Source organism: Micromonospora sp. WMMC241 (assembly GCF_027460165.1).
GTDB classification, from domain to species: Bacteria; Actinomycetota; Actinomycetes; order Mycobacteriales; family Micromonosporaceae; genus Micromonospora; species Micromonospora humi.
Genome location: NZ_JAPZBF010000001.1, coordinates 2,886,954 through 2,903,161, shown reverse-complemented (window position 1 = coordinate 2,903,161; position 16,208 = coordinate 2,886,954). Strand labels below are relative to the sequence as shown.

Here is a 16,208-nt window from a genome sequence, read left to right as displayed (position 1 = left end):
GGATCAGGTCACTCCGTGACGGTGGGCGGGTCGGTCATGAACGGGCGCAGCTCCAGCCACTCCCGGATCGGCTCGCCGCCCTGCCCCGGCGCGGCGGACAGCTCCGCGGCCAGTTCGAGGGCGCGCTCGTAGCTGTCCACGTCGATCACCATCCAGCCGGCGATGAGGTCCTTCGTCTCGGCGAACGGGCCGTCGGTGACCGGCGGGCGCCCCTCGCCGTCGTAGCGGACGAACGTGCCCTTCGGCGCGAGCGCCTGCGAGTCGACGAACTCGCCGGAGGACTCCAGCCGGGCCGCGAAGTCCTTCATGTACGCCACGTGCGCGGAGAACTCCTCCGGCGTCCACCGGTCGAACTGCGGCATGTCGGTGACCGGGGTCGGGCCGCCGCGGTAGTGCTTCAGCAGCAGGTACTTCGCCATGGTGCGCTCCTCGGGTCGACTGCGGCCATTCTGGCCGCGTTCATTCCGGGGACGGAGCCGCCCACCGGTTCTCGACATCGCGGCGGAGGTTTTTTCGTCGGCTCACATCCCCTAGAGCGTCCTAGGAGGCTAGCTTCGGGCTGGACAGGCAACCGGCGGGGTGCCTATCCTTCCGAAGGGCAACCGAATGGCTGCCCTTCGGAAGAGCGGAGCAGCGGGTGGACGACGTGTTCCGGGCGCTGGCCGACGCCAACCGGCGACGCCTGCTCGACCGCCTGAACGCCCGCAACGGCCAGAGCCTGCGCGAGCTGTGCGCCGGCCTGGACATGACCCGGCAGTCGGTGAGCAAGCACCTCGCCGTGCTGGAGGCCGCCGGCCTGGTCACCACCACGCGGCGGGGGCGGGAGAAACTGCACCACCTCGACGCCGCCCCGATCAACGCGGTGGCCGACCGCTGGATCGGCCGCTACCACCGGGAGCGCGCCCGCGCCCTCGCCGACCTGCGGACAGCACTGGAGGGGGAGCCCATGGAGAGCCCCACGTTCGTCTACACCACCTACGTCCGGACCACGCCGGAGCGGCTCTGGCAGGCCCTGACCGAGCCCGCGTTCACCCGCCGCTACTGGGGCGGCGTCACGCTGGTCTCCGACTGGCGACCCGGCTCGCCGGTGCGCTGGCAGGACACGCCGGACGGCGAGCCGAAGGACCTGGGTCAGCGGGTGCTCGTCGCCGAGCCGTACCGGCGGCTCGCGTACACCTGGCACGGCTTCCAGGCAGAGCACGCGGCGCACTTCGGGTGGTCCGACGAGGAACTGGCCGCCCGGCTCGGCGAGCGCCGGTCGAAGGTCACGTTCGACCTCGTTCCGCAGGGCGGGACCGTCCGGCTGACCGTGGTCCACGACGACTTCTCGCCGGACAGCGAGATGCACCGGGCGATCAGCGGCCAGCTCGACGGCAGCGGCGGCTGGCCGGAACTGCTGGCCAGCCTCAAGAGCCTGCTGGAGACCGGCGAGCCGTTGCCGGAGCCGGTCCCGGCGGGCTGACCGGCGGCCGGGTCGGGACCGCCCGCCCCCGTGACGGCGGTCCCGACCATCCGGTCAGCGGACGGCGGTGCGCCGCAGACCGGGCACCAGCACGGCGCCGGCGAGCAGGTGCAGCGCCACGAGCGTCAGCGTGGCCGCCCGACCCACTCCCCCGCCGACCGGCCCGAGCAGGGACAGCAGGAGCACCAGCACGGCGACCACGGTCCAGACCGTCCGCGCCCGCCCGGTGAGGCGCTCCAGCAGGGCCAGCAGCGCCCATCCGGCCAGCCCGGCGAGCAGCGTGCTGACCGCCACCGCCACCGGGCTGACGCGCTGTTCGACGCCACCGTTGCGCGCGGTCAGCTCCACCCCGGCGAGCGGCACCGCGACGGCCCAGCCCACCAGCGTGGCCACGGTGGCGCCGAGCACCGTGAGCAGCCGGTCGCGGCGGCGGACGGGACGGGCGGTGGGGCTCGGGATGGTGGTCTCCATCGGTGCGTACCTCCGGTGCGGCGGGATCGACTGCCGGAGACGCTAGGGCCGCCGGGGCGTCGCCCGGATCGCACCGGCGACCGGTTCCCGGCTCCGTCGCGAGAACCAGGAACGGGCCGGATCTCCGTCTACCGGCCGATGAACGCGGGCGGGTCGGCGGCCTAGCATCCGGACATGAGGTGCCCGTCCCGCTCCCGGTCCGCGCTGCTGCTGATCGACGGCGGCATCGCCGCGGTCGTCCTCGTCGTGTCGCTGCTCGTGCTGCTGACCTCCGACCTCGGCCCGCCGACGGCGGGCGGGACCGCCGTCGCGGTCGGCCTCGCCGCGCTGCAGGCCAGCTGTCTGCTGTGGATCCGCTACCGCCCCGGGTACGCCCTCGCGGTGGCCGCGCTGGCCGGCGTCGGCCTGGAGGCGTTCTGCCCGGCGCTCGGCTGGCTCGGTCTGGTGGCCGCGCCGCTGTCCTACGTGGCCCGGTTACGACCGCCCCGGTTCTCGCTCGTGGCCCTGGGCCTGCTGGCGGCGCCCACGCCGTGGAAGCTGGTCACCGGCGGGTGGCGCGACCTGCTGCTGGCGGTCTTCGCGCTCGGCTTCAGCTGGTCGGTCGGCGAGCTGGGACGCGCCCGGGCGCAGCGGCGCTGCGAGTGGGAGCGCCACGTGCGCGCGACCGAACGGGAGCGGATCTCCCGCGAGCTGCACGACGTGGTCGCCCACCACGTGGCGGTGATCGCGGTGCAGGCCGTCGCCGCCGAGGACGTCTTCGACCAGCAGCCGGAGCAGGCCCGCGCCGCGCTCGGTTCGATCAACCTGGCGGCCCGGTCGGCGCTGACCGAACTGCGGGCCATGCTGCACGCCCTGACCGCCGACGACGGGTCCGACCCGGACGGGCCGCAGCCGCGACTGGCGCAGCTCGACGCGCTGGCCGACGCCGTACGGGCGGTGGGGTTGCCGGTGACGCTGCGCCGGGAGGGCGACTGCGAGGCACTGCCCGGCGGGGTGCAGCTGTCGGCGTACCGGATCGTGCAGGAGTCGCTGACCAACGCGCTGCGGCACGGGCACGCCACCCACGCCGACGTCGACGTCCGCTTCGGCGACGGGGTGCTGCGGCTGGAGGTGGTGAACGACGGCTCGGCGGCGGCCCGCCGGCCCGGCACGAGTGGCGGGCGCGGCATCGTCGGCATGCGGGAGCGCGCCCGGCTGCTCGGCGGCACGCTCGACGCCGGCCCGCTGCCGGCCGGCGGTTTCCGCGTGCGCGCCGACCTCCCGGTGGGAGCGAACCGGTGAGCGCGAGGAGTGAGCCGGTCCTGCGAGCCCCGCAGTCGCGAACGAAGGAGGCCCGGTGAGCGCGAGGAGTGAGCCGGTCCTGCGAGCCCCGCAGTCGCGAACGCAAGACGGTCCGGTGAGCGCGAGGAGCGAGCCGGTTCAGGTGCGGGTGGTGGTCGCCGATGACCAGGAACTGATCCGCACCGGGCTGCGGATGGTCCTCGACGCGCGGCCCGACCTGACCGTGGTGGGCGAGGCGGCGGACGGCGTCGAGGCGGTCGCGGTGGCGACGCGTACCCGGCCCGACGTGGTGCTGATGGACGTGCGGATGCCCCGGCAGGACGGCATCGCCGCCACCCGCGAGCTGGTGGCTGCCGGCAGCCCCGCCCGCGTCGTCATGCTCACCACGTTCGACGTCGACGAGCACGTCTACGCGGCGCTGCGGGCCGGGGCGAGCGCCTTCCTGCTCAAGGACACCCGCCCGGCCGACCTGGCGGAGGCGGTGCGGGTGGTGGCCCGGGGCGAGGCGCTGCTGGCGCCGACCGTGACGCGGCGGCTGCTGGACCGGTTCGCCGGCCGGCTGCCCGGCCCGGCGCCCACCGCCGAGCGGGCCCTGGCCGCGCTGACCGCCCGCGAGGTGGAGGTGCTCACGCTGACCGCACGCGCCCTGTCCAACGCGGAGATCGCCGCCCGGCTGCATCTCAGCACCGCCACCGTGAAGACGCACGTCTCCGCGATCCTCACCAAGCTGGGCCTGCGCGACCGGATCCAGGCGGTGGTGCTGGCGTACGACACCGGGCTGGTCCGGCCGGAACGCCCGTCCCGGTGAACTTTCGCCCGCCCTGCGCCGCTCCGGCCGGCATGTCCGTCGTGGGTGGCGAGACGGGGAACACCGGACGGCAACGAAGATTTCTCAATTACCCCCAGTGACCGTCGCAACCCTCCTAGTGTTGGCCACACCGGTGCTAGTCACGGAGTTGGCCACCCGAACGACGTCCCACGCAGACAGCGGACGAAAAGTGAGGGAAGACGCGGATGAAGGCACAGTCATTTCTCGGATCGGCGGCGGTCGGCGTGGGCCTCGGCACACTGCTGCTCCCGGCCGCCGCGCTGGCGGACACCAGAGTCTCACCCGCCACCACCCCGGTCGGCGGCACGGTCGTGCTCACCACGACGTGCAACCCGAACGCCGGTGACGCGATCTTCCGGGTCACCGGACCGGACCGCGACCAGAACGTCCGATCCACCACGGCCGCCGCGGGCGGCGGGCTGAGCGCCGAACTGTTCACCGCCGGGTTCACGCTCGGCACGTACACGGTCGCGGCCACCTGCGGCGACGGCAGCGACGGCGGCAGCGCCACGTTCACCGTCACCCCGATCGGCGGCGCGCAGGCCGGCGCCGGCGGCCGGGACGGCGACACCGGAGTCCTGGTCGCGGGCGGCGCGCTGGCCGCGGGCGCGGTCGCCGGGGGGACGTACGTCCTCCTTCGTCGCCGGCGGCGGGCGGGCGCCACCGCCTGAACGGCTCACCGAGCGGATCGCCCGCGCCGGCCCGACCGGCGCGGGCACCGCGTCCACGTCGGACGGAGGTGGAACCGGTGTCCTCGTCGAACCGCCGCACGGGCCGGCCGTCGCGGGCCCGCACCGCGGTCGTCGTCACCGCCGTCACCCTCGCCGGCGCCACCGGCGTCGGACTGGTCTCGGCCGGCCTCGGCAGCACCTCGGCGTCGCCGCCGCAACCCGGCGCCTCCGCCGCGCCGGCCACCGAGCAGCCCGGCTCCGCCGGCCCGACCTTCCCCCGGTCCACGCCGGTCCGGATCGCCATCCCCCGCATCGGCGTCGACGCCGACATCGTGCCGGTCGCCACCGACGACAACGGCGCGCTGGAGGTGCCGCCGCTGGAGCGCCCGGAGGTCGCCGGCTGGTACCGCCCCGGTCCCGCGCCCGGCCAGGCCGGCAACGCGGTGCTGGTCGGGCACGTCGACTCGCAACGCGGACCGGCGGTCTTCTTCGACCTGGGCCGGCTGCGCCCCGGCGACACCGTGCGGATCGTGCGGGCCGACGGACGGACCGCGGCGTTCACCGTGGACGGTGTCGGCGCGTACCCGAAGGACCGCTTCCCCACCGAGCGGGTGTACGGCGGCGGGGCGGCGGCCCGGCTGCGCCTGATCACCTGCGGCGGGCGGTTCAACCCGCGCACCGGCAGCTACCCCGACAACATCGTGGTCTTCGCCACCGCCGCCCGCTGACGCGGGCCCGACACCACCGGGGCGCCGGCGGGCCGTACGGTAGGCCGTCGGTTTCCCGGCGGGCGGAGGTTGCGGTGGACCGGATCCGGTGGCGGCCGCGGCTGCCCGGCCTCGTCGGGCGGCTGCTGCGGCGCGACGAGGCGGCGACCGTGCCGCGACAGCGCCGGGTGAACCCCGACGCGGTGGTCGACTGCGCGGTCTACGTTGCCGGGCGGCGGGAGCCGGGCCGGCCGCACTACGCCGACGCGTACGCGAGGGCGCGCCGCGGCCGGCGTACCTTCGTCTGGCTCGGGCTGCACGAGCCCGGCGCCGCGGTGCTGGCCGCGGTCGGGCGGACGTTCGGGCTCGACGAGGCGGCGGTCGAGCAGGCGCTCGCCGACGGGCACCGGCCCACCGTGCGGCGCTACGGCGAGGTGACGCTGCTGGTGCTGCGCAGCGCCGGCTACGTCGAGCACACCGAACTGACCGCCACCTCGGAGGTGGTCGACACCGGCGACGTGCTGGTGTTCCTCGGCGAGCGGTTCGCGCTGACCGTGCGGCACGGCGCCACCGGCGCGCTCGCCCCGGTGCGCGAGGAGGTGCAGCGCCGCCCGGACGTGCTGGCCCAGGGGCCGTGGGCGGTGGGGTACGCGGTCTGCGCCCGGATGGTCGAGCTCTACCTGGAGGTCGCCGAGCACCTGGAACGCGACCTGGACCGGGTCGAGGAGAGCGTCTTCGCCCGCGAGCACGGCGCCGACATCCAGCATCTCTACCAGCTCAAGCGGGAGGTGGTGGAGTTCAAACGCGCGGTGCTGCCGCTGACCGCGCCGCTGCGCGCGCTGCTGGACTCCCCCGACGGCGGCCCGCCGGCCGCGCTGCGGCACCGCTTCGCCGCCGTGGGCGACGGGTTGGCCCGGGCGGTCGAGCGGATCGGGGCCTACGACGAGTTGCTCACCTCGCTGGTGCAGTCCCGGCTGGCGCAGCTCGCCGTGGAGCAGAACGACGACATGCGGCGGATCGCCGCGTGGGCGGCGATCGCCGCCTCGCAGACCGCGGTGGCCGGCGTCTACGGGATGAACTTCGCGCACATGCCGGAGCTGCACTGGCGCTACGGCTACGGCGGCGCGCTGCTGCTCATGGCGACGCTGGCGGTGACGCTGCACCGGTTGTTCCGCCGCTCGGGTTGGCTGTGAACGGCGCTCGGCGGCGGGTCAGTCGGAGGTGGCGGCCCGGAGCAGGGCCGTGAGGCCCTCCTCGAACAGCAGGTCGTCGCTCCACCGCGTGTCGTCGAGGTGGCCGGTGGCGGTCAGGGTCGGGTAGGCGTCGGCGTGCGAGGCGACGTGGTCGCGGGCGGCCGCGCGCACCTCGGGGTTCGCGGTACGACGCCACGTGGCCTCGGTCAGCGAGGCGCCGACGACGAAGTTCGCCAACATGCGCGTGACCACCGCGAGCCGGCGGCCACGGCAGCCGCCGCGCGCCAGCGCGGCCTGCAGGAACTCCGTGCGGGCCAGGACGTTGGGTCCGAGCATCGGACGCCCGACCAGCCCCGGCGCCCACGGATGGTCGAGCATGGCGGTGCGCCACCCCCGGACGAGAACCCGGACGTCCTGCGCCCAGTCGTCGCTCGCGTCCGGGACCGGCACGTCGCCGAAGATCCGGTCGACGGCGAGGTCCACGACGTCGTCCTTCGTCCGCACGTGCCAGTACAGCGCGGTGGCCGTGACGTCCAGGCGCTCGGCGAGGCGGCGCATGGTCAGGCCGTCGGCTCCGTGCTGGTCCAGCAGCGCCACCGCCACGTCCACGATGTGCTCCCGGGTGAGGGGCCGCCCGCGCCGGGCTCGACTCGGCTCCGCCCGGAGCCAGACCGGTTCGACGGTGTTCATGCCGCCACATTAAACAATGTACATCTGACTTGACAGCGGTAAGTTAGATGTCGTCGGACCGGTCGACGAGGAGGTCCCCGCGATGCCCCTCCTGCGCATCCAGCTCGACAGCGACCCCGCCACCGCTCGACGCGTCCTGCTCCTGCATCGGTGCGGCCGCATCCACCACGAGTCACGGGAGGCCGCCCGGGAGCAGGCGTGGCGGCAGGGCCGGACCCCGGCCGGCGACCCCTTCTTCGTCGGCGTCACCAACGGCCGCCGGCACGTCCGGCTGCTCTACGACGTCCCGGTCCACCCCGACACGGTGCCCTGACCCCCCACCACGGGCGGCCCTCACCCCACCGGCCGGGCCAGGTCGGACAACTCGGCGTCGAGCAGCTCGGCCAACAACGCGACCCGACCCGGGTCCGACTCCGCGGTGATGGCCCGGCTGGGCATCTCCACGGTCATCAGCAGATAGAGGTGCAGCCGGTAGAGGCCGAGCCGCCGCCGCGCGCCGGCGTCCAGCGGGAACGGCGCGGCCATCCGGTAGGCCCGCACCAGCGGATCGTCCGGCTCGTCCTCGGCGCGGCGGAACAGCAGCGGCGACACCAGGTCCAGCAGCGGGTCGCCCCACAGGTGCCGTTCGCCGTCGACCAGGCCGCTGAGCCGGGGCGTGCCGTCCGGCCCGTCGACGGCCAGCACGTTGCCGGCCCAGCCGTCGAAGTGCAGCAGCGCCGGCCGGCGTACCACGTCGAGGACGGTCGCGTGCCGGGCGACCAGCTCCCGGATCCGGGTCGCGGGCGCGGGCAGCGGCACCGCCCAGTCCGCCGCGTCGGCGAGCAGGTCGTCCACCATCGCGGTGTAGGCGTCCCGCCAGGTGGCCGCGGCGGCACGGCCGCCGTCGTAGCCGTACCGGTCGCCGGTGACGGCGTGCAGCGCGGCCAGCGCCCGGCCGAACTCCGCCCGCAGCGGCCCGACGTCCGCGCCGGCCCGGGTCAAGTCGGCGAGGGTACGGCCGGGCAGGCGCGCGCTGAGCAGCCAGTCGCCCAGGTCGGGGTGGCGGCCGTGGTGCAGCAGCGACGGCACCGGCACCGCGGGCGCGCGGGCGGCCACCAGGCGCAGGTAACGCGCCTCCGCGCCGATCATGTCGCGCTCGTAGCGCAGCAGCGGCACGTGCGGCGGCGGCCCGACCTTGAGCACCACGTCGCGGCCGTCGGTGAGGCGTGCCCACCACACCGCGGCGAACCCCCCGCCGGCCAACGGCCCGCAGTCGGCGGCCTCGGCGGCCGGGCCGAGCGAGGCGGTCAGGTAGCGGCGCACCTGCTCCGGATCGAGGTCACGCCGCGTCGGGCTCACGCTCATGACCCCCGGACCCTAGTGCGCCGCCCCGGCGCGCGCTGCCCCGCAGGTGTAAGGAGGGGCCCCTTATTAACGCGCTGGGTATAGATGGGGCCCCTTCTAATCGGATGTGTCGAGCGGGGTCCCCTCCTCGTACGTTCCGGCGGCGGGCGAGAATCGGCGGATGGTGACACGCGCAACGGCCTGCCCGTGCGGCTCCGGCCGGCCCTACGAGGACTGCTGCGCCCCGGTGCACCGGGGCGCCGCGACGGCGGCCACCGCCGAGGCGCTGATGCGGTCCCGGTTCAGCGCGTTCGTCCTCGGCGACGCCGACTACCTGCGGCACAGCTGGCACTCGCGCACCCGGCCCGAGCGCCTGGCGCTGGACCCGGGCACCCGGTGGACCCGGCTGGAGGTGCTGGAGACCGGGCAGGGCGGCCTGTTCGACAGCACCGGCACGGTCCGCTTCCGGGCGCATTACCGCGAGGACGGCCGGGCCGGCGTACTGGCCGAGCTGAGCCGCTTCGCCCGCGAGGACGGCCGCTGGGTCTACCTCGACGCGCTGCCGGAGTGACACCTCGGCCGAGGGGCGTTGAGAAGGGGCCCCGCCTCTACCGGAGGCGTTAACAGGGGGCCCCGCCTTACGCCAGGGCGCGCGCCGCGGCGACGACCGCGTGCACGCCGATGCCGGCGCGGTCGAGCTGCTGGGTCGGGGTGCCGGAGCCGGGCAGTCCGCGCACCGCGAGGTGCCGGACGCGCACCGGCTCGGCCAGGTCGGCGAGCGCCTCCAGCACGGCCGAGCCCAGGCCGCCCTCCGGGTAGTGGTCCTCCACCACCACGAGCCGGCCGCCGGTGTCCCGGACGGTCTCCAGCAGGCGGTCCCGGTCGACCGGCTTGATCGAGTAGAGGTCGACGACCCGGGCGTCGATCCCCTCCCGGGTCAGCTCGTCGGCGGCGGCGAGGCAGACGTGCACGGTGACGCCGGCGCCGAGCAGCGCGACGTCGCCGCCGTCGCGCACCACCCGGCTGCCGCCGATCGGGAACGCCTCGCCGTCGTCGTAGAGCACCGGGTAGGCGCCGCGGGTGGTACGCAGGTAGGACACGCCGGGACGGTCCGGCAGCTGGGCGACCAGGGCCGCGCAGGAGACCGCGTCGGCCGGGCAGAGCACCGTGGAGCCGGGCACCGCGCGCAGCGCGGCGACGTCCTCCAGCCCCATCTGGGACGGGCCGTCCGGGCCGATCTCCACGCCAGCGTGCGATCCGACCAGGGCGATGTCGGCGCGGGAGACGCCGGCCATCCGGATGAAGTCGTAGGCCCGCGACCAGAACGCGGCGAACGTGGCCGCGAACGGCCGCCGGCCGCGGACCGCCAGCCCGACGGCGGCGGCGACGAGCTGCTGCTCGGCGATGAACATCTGGAAGAACCGGTCCGGGTACGCGTCGGCGAAGCGGTCGGCCCGGGTGGAGTCGGCGACCTCGCCGTCGAGGGCGACCACGTCCGGTCGGGCGGCGCCCAGGGCGCGCAGCGCGTCGCCGTACGCGTCGCGGGTGGCGACCTTCGCGCCGCGTTCGTAGCGGGGCAGCTCGGGCCGGCGGTGCTCGACCGGGTCGGCGCGCGGCACGGTGAACGGCCTGGGTCCGGCGACCCGGATCCGCCGCGGCCCGCCGAGCGCCCGGACCGCCCGGTCGGCCAGCTCGGGGTCGAGCGCCTTGCCGTGCCAGGACGGGTCGTCCTCGATCTCGGTTACGCCCCTGCCCTTGACCGTGCGGGCCAGCACCACGGTCGGTCCGGTGGCGTGCCGGGCCTGCTCGTACGCCTCGTCGACCGCGCCGAGGTCGTGGCCGTCGACCAGGATCGCCCGGCAGCCGAACGCCTCGACCCGCCGCCGGTAGGTGTCCAGGTCCCACTCCAGCTCGGTCGGGCCGCGCTGGCCGAACCGGTTGACGTCGACGATGGTGCTGAGGTTGCGCAGCCCGTAGTGACCGGCCTTGTCCAGCGCCTCCCAGACCGAGCCCTCGGTGGTCTCGCTGTCGCCGCAGAGCACCCAGACGTGCGCCGGTGACCGGTCGAGGTACTGCGCGGCCAGCGCCACGCCCACGCCGACCGGCAGGCCCTGCCCGAGCGAGCCGGTGGCGACGTCCACCCAGGGCAGGACCGGGGTGGGGTGGCCCTGCAGGCGCGAGTCGGCCTTGCGATAGGTCTCCAGCAGCTCCTGTTCGCTGATCGCGCCGACGGCCCGGAACACCGCGTACAGCAGCGGTGAGGCGTGGCCCTTGGAGAAGATCAGGTGGTCGTTGCCGGGGTTGCCGGGGAAGGACCAGTCGTAGCGCAGGTGCCGGGCGACCAGCACGGCCAGCAGGTCGGCGGCGGAGAGGCTGGAGGTGGGGTGGCCGGAGCCGGCCATCGTGCTGCACCGGATCGCGTCCACCCGCAGCTGCGCGGCCAGCTCCGCGAGCCCGGTCAGGTCCTCGTCGCGCAGGGTGCGCTCTGCTTCCAGGGTCACCGGACCGACCGTAGTGACGAGTGCCCTTCCTGTTCGTCTTTCCGGCGATTCACCCCCGATCGGTGAGCTGCCAGAGCGCCACCAGCAGGTACGGCAGCACGGCCACCGCGAACGCGGCCGGGATGCCCAGCGCGCCGGCCAGCAGCCCGTACCCGCCGTAGAAGGCGACGGTGGTCAGGTCGGTGGTCATCCCGGCCAGGGAGGTGACGGTCGCCCGGGCCTCGCCGGTGATCCGCGCCTGCAACCGGACGTCGGCGAGCACGGTGGCGAGCTGGAAGGCGGCGAACGCGAGGGCCAGCAGCAGGAAGCCGACCGGGTGGCGCAGCAGTGCCCCGCCCGCCGTCGCCGCCGCAGCGACGACGAGCAGGCCGGCGTACCCCCGGTGGGACAGCCGCTCCCCCCACGGGGCGAGCAACCCGCCGACGGTCATCCCACCCCACACCAGCAGGAGCAGCAGCGGCACGGTCACCTCGGCGACGCCGGTGTCGCGCGCCAGCAGCCCGGTGTACTCGTCGAGTCCGCCCCAGATCGCGGCCACGGCGGCGACCAGCAGCACGGCGACGCGGACGCCGCGATCGGCCCGCACCTCGGCGAGACCCCCGCGCAGGCTGTCCCACCAGCCGGGCTCGTCGTCGTCCGGCCGCTCCCCCGGCGCGGCGTCCGCACCCGCCGGCGACCGGTGCTCCGGGAGGCGGGCCCCGACGACGGCCGCGAGCAGGCAGGTCAGCACGCTGGCGGCACCGACCGCGAGGTAGCCGCCGAGCGCGTAGACCGGCCCGGCGAGCACGCCGGAGCCGACCGCGCCGAGCACCTCGGCGGTGCGGGTGCGGCCGATCAGCCGGGCGTACCGGTCGGCCGCGCCGAGGCGGTCGAGTTCGGTGAAGACGAGCGCCTCCAGCGCGCCGGAGCGCAACGCGCCGCCGGCGCCCCAGAGCAGGAACCCGACGGCGAAGGCCGGGTAGGACGGCAGCAGCACCCAGAGCGCGAAGCCGGCGGCGGCGAGCAGCGGCGCCAGGCAGAGCAGCAACCGGCGCGACAGCGCGTCGGCCCACGCGCCGGACGGCACCTCCAGCAGGATGCCGGCGGCCGACCAGAGGACGAAGAGCGAGGAGATCTGCCCGACCGACAGCCCGGTGTCGGCGAACAGCAGCACGTAGAGCGGGTAGAGCAGGACGAGGTCGGTGAGGAACGCGTAGCCGTAGAGCGTCGCCGCGAGGCGGCGGATCGCGGGCACGCGGGCAGGAGCGACGAGCATGAGGCCTTCCCACGGGACGTGACGGACACCTGTCGCAGTGCGTGGTGTCCGCGGTGGCCCGCGGCCTCGTCGTTCAGGCGGGGATCAACATCGCCAGGTCATGCAGACGATCCTAACCGGACCCACGGCTTGACGGGAGTCCGCGCGCGAGGCAGTCTGTTAATCGATTAACAACGGGAGGTGCGGAATGGGTTCCCGGGTCACGTTGCGATCCGTCGCCGAGGCGGCCGGCGTCTCCACGGCGGCGGTCTCCTACGCCTTCAACCGGCCGCAGCGGCTCTCCGCCGAGGTGCGGACCCGGATCCTGGCCGTCGCCCGGGACCTCGGCTACGCCGGCCCCAACGCCGCCGCGCGGTCGCTGCGGACCGGGCGGGCCAACGCCGTCGGCGTCATCCTGACCACCGAACTGGCGTACGCGTTCCGCGACCCCTACGTCCTGGACCTGCTCGGCGGCCTCGCCGAGACACTGGCGGCAGGCCGGACCAGCCTGGTGCTCATCCCGTTCGCGCCGGTCGTCGCCGGGCTCACCGACGCCCAGGTGCGCGAGTCGCTCGACGCCGTGCACCGCGCGGTGATCGACGGCGCGGTCGCCGACGGGCTCACCGACGCGCACCCGGCCGTCCGGGCGCTCGCCGACCGCTCACTCCCGCTGGTCCTCTCCGCCGAGTCCACCGCCGCCCGCTGCGTGCTGATCGACGACCGGCAGGCCGGCCGGACCATCGGCCGGCATCTGGTCGACCTCGGGCACCGCGACCTGGCGATGGTGGTCGCCGCGCCGGCCCCACCCGGCCGACTCGTCCCGACGGTGGACGAGGCGACGCTCTACCCGTACTCCCGCAACCGGCTCGCCGGGGTCCGCGACGCCCTGCCGCCCGGCGCCCGCCTGCGGGTGGTCAGCGGCGGCGGCAACGCCACCGTCTCCGGCCACACGGCCGCGACGGCGCTGCTGGCGGGCGGCGACCGGCCGACCGCGATCGTCGCGGACAGCGACGTGCTCGCCGCCGCCGTGGCACACACCGCCGCGGAGCGGGGCCTGCGGGTCGGACACGACCTCTCGGTCACCGGCTTCGACGACGTGCCGCTCGCGGCGGCCGCCGGGCTCACCACGGTGCGCCAGCCGATCGCCGAGAAGGGCCGGCTGATGGCCCGCATGCTGCTCGACCCGGCCGGCACCCCGAACCGGGTCACCCTCCCCACCCACCTCGTCGTCCGCTCCAGCAGCGGCCCCGCGCCGGCACACCGAGCAGGAAGGACCCTGACGTGAACCGACCACCCACCACCCCGCTCGGACTCGTCGACCCGGCCGCGCACTGGCCGGTCGACGCGCTCGACCTCGACGCGTACCTGCGTCGGGTGGGCCACCGCGGACCCGTCACGCCGGACGGACCGACGCTGCGCGCCCTGCACCGGGCGCACGTCGCCGCGATCACGTTCGAGAACCTGGACGTGATGCTCGGCCGGGGCGTCGAGGTCGACCTGCCCCGGGTGCAGGACAAGCTCGTCCGGGCCGGGCGCGGCGGCTACTGCTACGAGCACGGCGTGCTCTTCGGCGCGGTGCTCCAGCGCATCGGCTACCGGGTCGACCGGCTGCTCGCCCGCACCGGCGACCCGGCCGAGAGCCCGCGCCCGCGTTCGCACCTGGTGCTGCGCGTCGACGACGGCGACCGGGTGTGGCTCGCCGACGTCGGCTTCGGCTCCGGCCTGCTCGAGCCGCTGCCGCTGGTCGACGACGAGCCCCGGCGGCAGGGCCGGTGGGAGTACCGGCTGCGGCGCGGCCTGGACGGCGCGTGGCGGCTGCAGGAACGGACCACCGGCGACTGGGTCAGCCTGCTGATCTTCACCGAGGAGCCGCAGTACCCGGTGGACGTCGAGGTCGCCAACCACAACACCGCCACCAGCCCGCACTCGCCGTTCACCCGGCAGCGCGTCGTGGTCCGCAAGGACGACGAGTCGGTGCGCCGGCTCATCGACCGCGAGTACGCGCGGGAGAGCCCCGGCCACCCCGCCCGGTCCCGCTCGCTGACCGACGAGGAGTACGCCGACGCGCTGGTCGGCGAGTTCGGCCTCACCCTGAGCCCGGCCGAGATCCGGGCGCTGCTGGACTCGCTGCCCGCGCCGGACGTGGGCGCCGCCGTCGCCCCGGACGTCGAACTGCGGGCCCCCGCCGGAGGACACCGTGCCTGACCGGCCCGCCCCGTACCCGCTGGCGGTCATCACCGCCAGCGTCCGGCCCGACCGGATCGGCCCGACCGTGACCCGCTGGCTTCTGCGGCGGCTCGACGGCCACCCCGCCGCCGTGGACCACATCGACCTGGCCGACCTCGACCTGCCGGGCGACCTGGCCGGCGGCGGGGACGCCGAGCGGTTCACCAAACGGATCGCCCACGCCGACGCGTTCGTCGTCGTCACACCCGAGTACAACCACGGCTATCCCGGGCCGCTGAAGACCGCCCTCGACACCGCGTACGTCGAGTGGCGGGCCAAGCCGCTCGGCTTCGTCTCGTACGGCGGCGCGTCCGGTGGCCTGCGGGCGGTGGAGCAGCTGCGGGTCGTGCTGGCGGAGCTGCACGTCAGCACCATGCGCACCGGCGTCATGATCCCCGACGTGCACGCGGCGTTCGACGAGCACGGGGAGCTGCGCCGGCCCGAGCGGGCGGAGGCGGGCCTGGCCGGGATGCTGCGCCAGCTCGACTGGTGGGCCCGGACCCTGCGGCACGGCCGGACCCGTCGTCCCTACGACGGCTGAACGACGACCGGGGCGGGATCCGCTCGGATCCCGCCCCGGTCGTCACGCGCTCGGCTCAGCGGCGGAACTTGTCCGCATCCGCCGGCGGGATGACCATCGTCGCCTCGCTGTCCGCGGCCTGCTCGGCCGTGGTCTGGCGCGGCGTGGTCGGCTGGGTGCGCTCGGAGTCGGCGAGCGCCGGGATGACCTGGGTGGTCTCCCCCGCGGCCGCCGCCGGGTCGCCGCCGGTGTGCGTCGGCACCACCTGGGTCGGCTCGGCCGAACCCGCGTACGCCGGCACCGGCTGGGTGCGGTCCGCCTCGGCGTCCCCGGCCGCCGGCCGGGTCAGCTCGGCCTCGCGGTCCGCGGCGAGCCGGGCCGCCACGTCACGCCGACCGGCCTGGTAGGCACGGGCGTGGGTGGCGATGGTCCGGGACTCCTCCTCGGCCCGGCTCAGCCAGCTCTCCCAACGGCTCTGCATCGGCCGGACCAGCCCGCCACCGACGCCCACCACCAGGATGCCGCCGACGGTGGCCAGCACCGCGATCAGCACCGGCGTGGTCACCGCGGTGGCGACGCCGATCTGGTTGAGCGCGGCGATGACGCCGAGGCCCAGGATGAACACCGAGGCGAGGTTGGCCAGCACCCGGCCGTAGGAGAGGCCGCCGAGGGCGCTGGAGATGATGTCCTTCACCGCGCGGGCGATGGCCGCGGCCACCACCACGATGACGATCGCGACGAACGCCCGCGGCAGCCAGGCGACCACGCCGGCGATCAGGTCGGAGATCGGGTTCGGGCCCCAGATGCCGAACGCGAGCTGGAGCGTGACCAGCAGCACCGCGTAGTAGGCGAGCTTCGCGACGATGTCGCTGGCGTCGTACTTCGAACGCGCCAGCGCGGTCTTGATCCCGCCGCGCTCGACCGCCCGGTCGAAGTGCACCCGCTCCAGGACCTTGTCCACCAGCTTCAGCACGGCCTTGGCGATCAGCCAGCCGGCGACCAGGATCGCGACGAACGCGACCGCCTTGGGTAGGAACAGCATCACCGAACGGAACGCGTCGCCCACCGCGTCACCGAAGTTGTCTCTCATCGAAGGGCCT

The 16,208-nt window shown here is 75.1% G+C and carries 18 protein-coding genes; 11 read left to right on the top strand and 7 right to left on the bottom strand.

Annotated elements, in window-relative coordinates:
• Window positions 1–8 precede the first annotated feature (8 nt).
• Window positions 9–419 (bottom strand): YciI family protein, encoded by a 411-nt coding sequence (locus O7598_RS13465; protein WP_269691685.1) that lies wholly within the window; start codon window positions 417–419, stop codon window positions 9–11.
• Between the two features lie 218 nt (window positions 420–637).
• Here O7598_RS13465 and O7598_RS13460 point away from each other — a divergent pair, with 218 nt between their 5' ends.
• Window positions 638–1,462, top strand: a complete 825-nt coding sequence (locus O7598_RS13460; protein WP_269691684.1) for an ArsR/SmtB family transcription factor — start codon at window positions 638–640, stop codon at window positions 1,460–1,462.
• Between the two features lie 54 nt (window positions 1,463–1,516).
• On the opposite strand, the gene O7598_RS13455 is transcribed toward O7598_RS13460, so the two are convergent.
• Window positions 1,517–1,933: a DUF6069 family protein gene (locus tag O7598_RS13455; RefSeq protein ID WP_269691683.1), complete on the bottom strand. Its 417-nt coding sequence runs from the start codon at window positions 1,931–1,933 to the stop codon at window positions 1,517–1,519.
• Window positions 1,934–2,107: 174 nt separating this feature from the next.
• On the opposite strand from O7598_RS13455, the gene O7598_RS13450 reads away from it, so the two are divergent.
• The 5 genes from O7598_RS13450 (at window position 2,108) to O7598_RS13430 (ending at window position 6,614) form a co-directional block, all read left to right on the top strand.
• On the top strand, window positions 2,108–3,214 hold the full coding sequence (locus O7598_RS13450; RefSeq protein WP_269691682.1) for a sensor histidine kinase: 1,107 nt from the start codon (window positions 2,108–2,110) through the stop codon (window positions 3,212–3,214).
• Window positions 3,215–3,329: 115 nt separating this feature from the next.
• Window positions 3,330–4,022 carry a response regulator gene (locus O7598_RS13445; protein WP_269691681.1) on the top strand — a complete coding sequence of 231 codons (693 nt, stop codon included), beginning with the start codon at window positions 3,330–3,332 and terminating at the stop codon, window positions 4,020–4,022.
• A 206-nt stretch (window positions 4,023–4,228) separates the two neighbouring features.
• Window positions 4,229–4,714, top strand: coding sequence for a hypothetical protein (locus O7598_RS13440; RefSeq protein WP_091056498.1), 486 nt, complete (start codon window positions 4,229–4,231; stop codon window positions 4,712–4,714).
• Between the two features lie 77 nt (window positions 4,715–4,791).
• Window positions 4,792–5,442 carry a class F sortase gene (locus O7598_RS13435; protein ID WP_269691680.1) on the top strand — a complete coding sequence of 217 codons (651 nt, stop codon included), beginning with the start codon at window positions 4,792–4,794 and terminating at the stop codon, window positions 5,440–5,442.
• A 74-nt stretch (window positions 5,443–5,516) separates the two neighbouring features.
• Window positions 5,517–6,614, top strand: coding sequence for a magnesium and cobalt transport protein CorA (locus tag O7598_RS13430; protein WP_269691679.1), 1,098 nt, complete (start codon window positions 5,517–5,519; stop codon window positions 6,612–6,614).
• 18 nt (window positions 6,615–6,632) lie between these two features.
• Here O7598_RS13430 and O7598_RS13425 read toward each other — a convergent pair whose 3' ends face one another.
• Window positions 6,633–7,304 carry a TetR/AcrR family transcriptional regulator gene (locus tag O7598_RS13425; protein WP_269691678.1) on the bottom strand — a complete coding sequence of 224 codons (672 nt, stop codon included), beginning with the start codon at window positions 7,302–7,304 and terminating at the stop codon, window positions 6,633–6,635.
• Window positions 7,305–7,386: 82 nt separating this feature from the next.
• Between O7598_RS13425 and O7598_RS13420 the strand changes: the two genes are divergently transcribed.
• The gene (locus tag O7598_RS13420) at window positions 7,387–7,617 is read left to right on the top strand and encodes a hypothetical protein (protein WP_269691677.1); all 231 of its coding nucleotides are present in this window, start codon (window positions 7,387–7,389) and stop codon (window positions 7,615–7,617) included.
• Between the two features lie 20 nt (window positions 7,618–7,637).
• Here the strand turns inward: O7598_RS13420 and O7598_RS13415 are convergent, their stop codons facing one another.
• The gene (locus tag O7598_RS13415; protein WP_269691676.1) at window positions 7,638–8,648 is read right to left on the bottom strand and encodes a phosphotransferase family protein; all 1,011 of its coding nucleotides are present in this window, start codon (window positions 8,646–8,648) and stop codon (window positions 7,638–7,640) included.
• Window positions 8,649–8,808: 160 nt separating this feature from the next.
• Between O7598_RS13415 and O7598_RS13410 the strand changes: the two genes are divergently transcribed.
• Window positions 8,809–9,198, top strand: a complete 390-nt coding sequence (locus O7598_RS13410; RefSeq protein WP_269691675.1) for a YchJ family protein — start codon at window positions 8,809–8,811, stop codon at window positions 9,196–9,198.
• Between the two features lie 67 nt (window positions 9,199–9,265).
• Here the strand turns inward: O7598_RS13410 and O7598_RS13405 are convergent, their stop codons facing one another.
• Together O7598_RS13405 and O7598_RS13400 are read right to left on the bottom strand one after the other, a co-directional pair.
• A complete protein-coding gene (locus O7598_RS13405) occupies window positions 9,266–11,128 on the bottom strand; it encodes a transketolase (RefSeq protein ID WP_269691674.1) in 1,863 nt (620 codons plus the stop codon).
• A 49-nt stretch (window positions 11,129–11,177) separates the two neighbouring features.
• Window positions 11,178–12,383 carry an MFS transporter gene (locus O7598_RS13400; RefSeq protein WP_269691673.1) on the bottom strand — a complete coding sequence of 402 codons (1,206 nt, stop codon included), beginning with the start codon at window positions 12,381–12,383 and terminating at the stop codon, window positions 11,178–11,180.
• A 187-nt stretch (window positions 12,384–12,570) separates the two neighbouring features.
• Here O7598_RS13400 and O7598_RS13395 point away from each other — a divergent pair, with 187 nt between their 5' ends.
• From O7598_RS13395 to O7598_RS13385, 3 genes are read left to right on the top strand one after another with little or no spacing between them, the layout of a single operon-like run.
• Window positions 12,571–13,647 (top strand): LacI family DNA-binding transcriptional regulator, encoded by a 1,077-nt coding sequence (locus O7598_RS13395; RefSeq protein WP_269691672.1) that lies wholly within the window; start codon window positions 12,571–12,573, stop codon window positions 13,645–13,647.
• Window positions 13,644–14,567, top strand: coding sequence for an arylamine N-acetyltransferase family protein (locus tag O7598_RS13390; protein ID WP_269691671.1), 924 nt, complete (start codon window positions 13,644–13,646; stop codon window positions 14,565–14,567). Before O7598_RS13395 ends, O7598_RS13390 begins: the two co-directional genes overlap by 4 nt.
• Complete coding sequence (locus O7598_RS13385; RefSeq protein ID WP_269691670.1) at window positions 14,560–15,129, top strand: NADPH-dependent FMN reductase; 570 nt, start codon at window positions 14,560–14,562, stop codon at window positions 15,127–15,129. The genes O7598_RS13390 and O7598_RS13385 overlap by 8 nt, the downstream gene beginning before the upstream one ends.
• A gap of 55 nt (window positions 15,130–15,184) precedes the next feature.
• On the opposite strand, the gene O7598_RS13380 is transcribed toward O7598_RS13385, so the two are convergent.
• On the bottom strand, window positions 15,185–16,198 hold the full coding sequence (locus O7598_RS13380) for a mechanosensitive ion channel family protein (protein ID WP_332367370.1): 1,014 nt from the start codon (window positions 16,196–16,198) through the stop codon (window positions 15,185–15,187).
• Between the last annotated feature and the right edge of the window lie 10 nt (window positions 16,199–16,208).

Coding starts and splice junctions, on each gene's coding strand:
- O7598_RS13425 (WP_269691678.1), bottom strand. CDS start 7,304: ATGAACACCGTCGAACCGGTCTGGCTCCGGGCGGAGCCGAGTCGAGCC.
- O7598_RS13410 (WP_269691675.1), top strand. CDS start 8,809: ATGGTGACACGCGCAACGGCCTGCCCGTGCGGCTCCGGCCGGCCCTAC.
- O7598_RS13380 (WP_332367370.1), bottom strand. CDS start 16,198: ATGAGAGACAACTTCGGTGACGCGGTGGGCGACGCGTTCCGTTCGGTG.
- O7598_RS13450 (WP_269691682.1), top strand. CDS start 2,108: ATGAGGTGCCCGTCCCGCTCCCGGTCCGCGCTGCTGCTGATCGACGGC.
- O7598_RS13455 (WP_269691683.1), bottom strand. CDS start 1,933: ATGGAGACCACCATCCCGAGCCCCACCGCCCGTCCCGTCCGCCGCCGC.
- O7598_RS13415 (WP_269691676.1), bottom strand. CDS start 8,648: ATGAGCGTGAGCCCGACGCGGCGTGACCTCGATCCGGAGCAGGTGCGC.
- O7598_RS13395 (WP_269691672.1), top strand. CDS start 12,571: ATGGGTTCCCGGGTCACGTTGCGATCCGTCGCCGAGGCGGCCGGCGTC.
- O7598_RS13440 (WP_091056498.1), top strand. CDS start 4,229: ATGAAGGCACAGTCATTTCTCGGATCGGCGGCGGTCGGCGTGGGCCTC.
- O7598_RS13400 (WP_269691673.1), bottom strand. CDS start 12,383: ATGCTCGTCGCTCCTGCCCGCGTGCCCGCGATCCGCCGCCTCGCGGCG.
- O7598_RS13465 (WP_269691685.1), bottom strand. CDS start 419: ATGGCGAAGTACCTGCTGCTGAAGCACTACCGCGGCGGCCCGACCCCG.
- O7598_RS13420 (WP_269691677.1), top strand. CDS start 7,387: ATGCCCCTCCTGCGCATCCAGCTCGACAGCGACCCCGCCACCGCTCGA.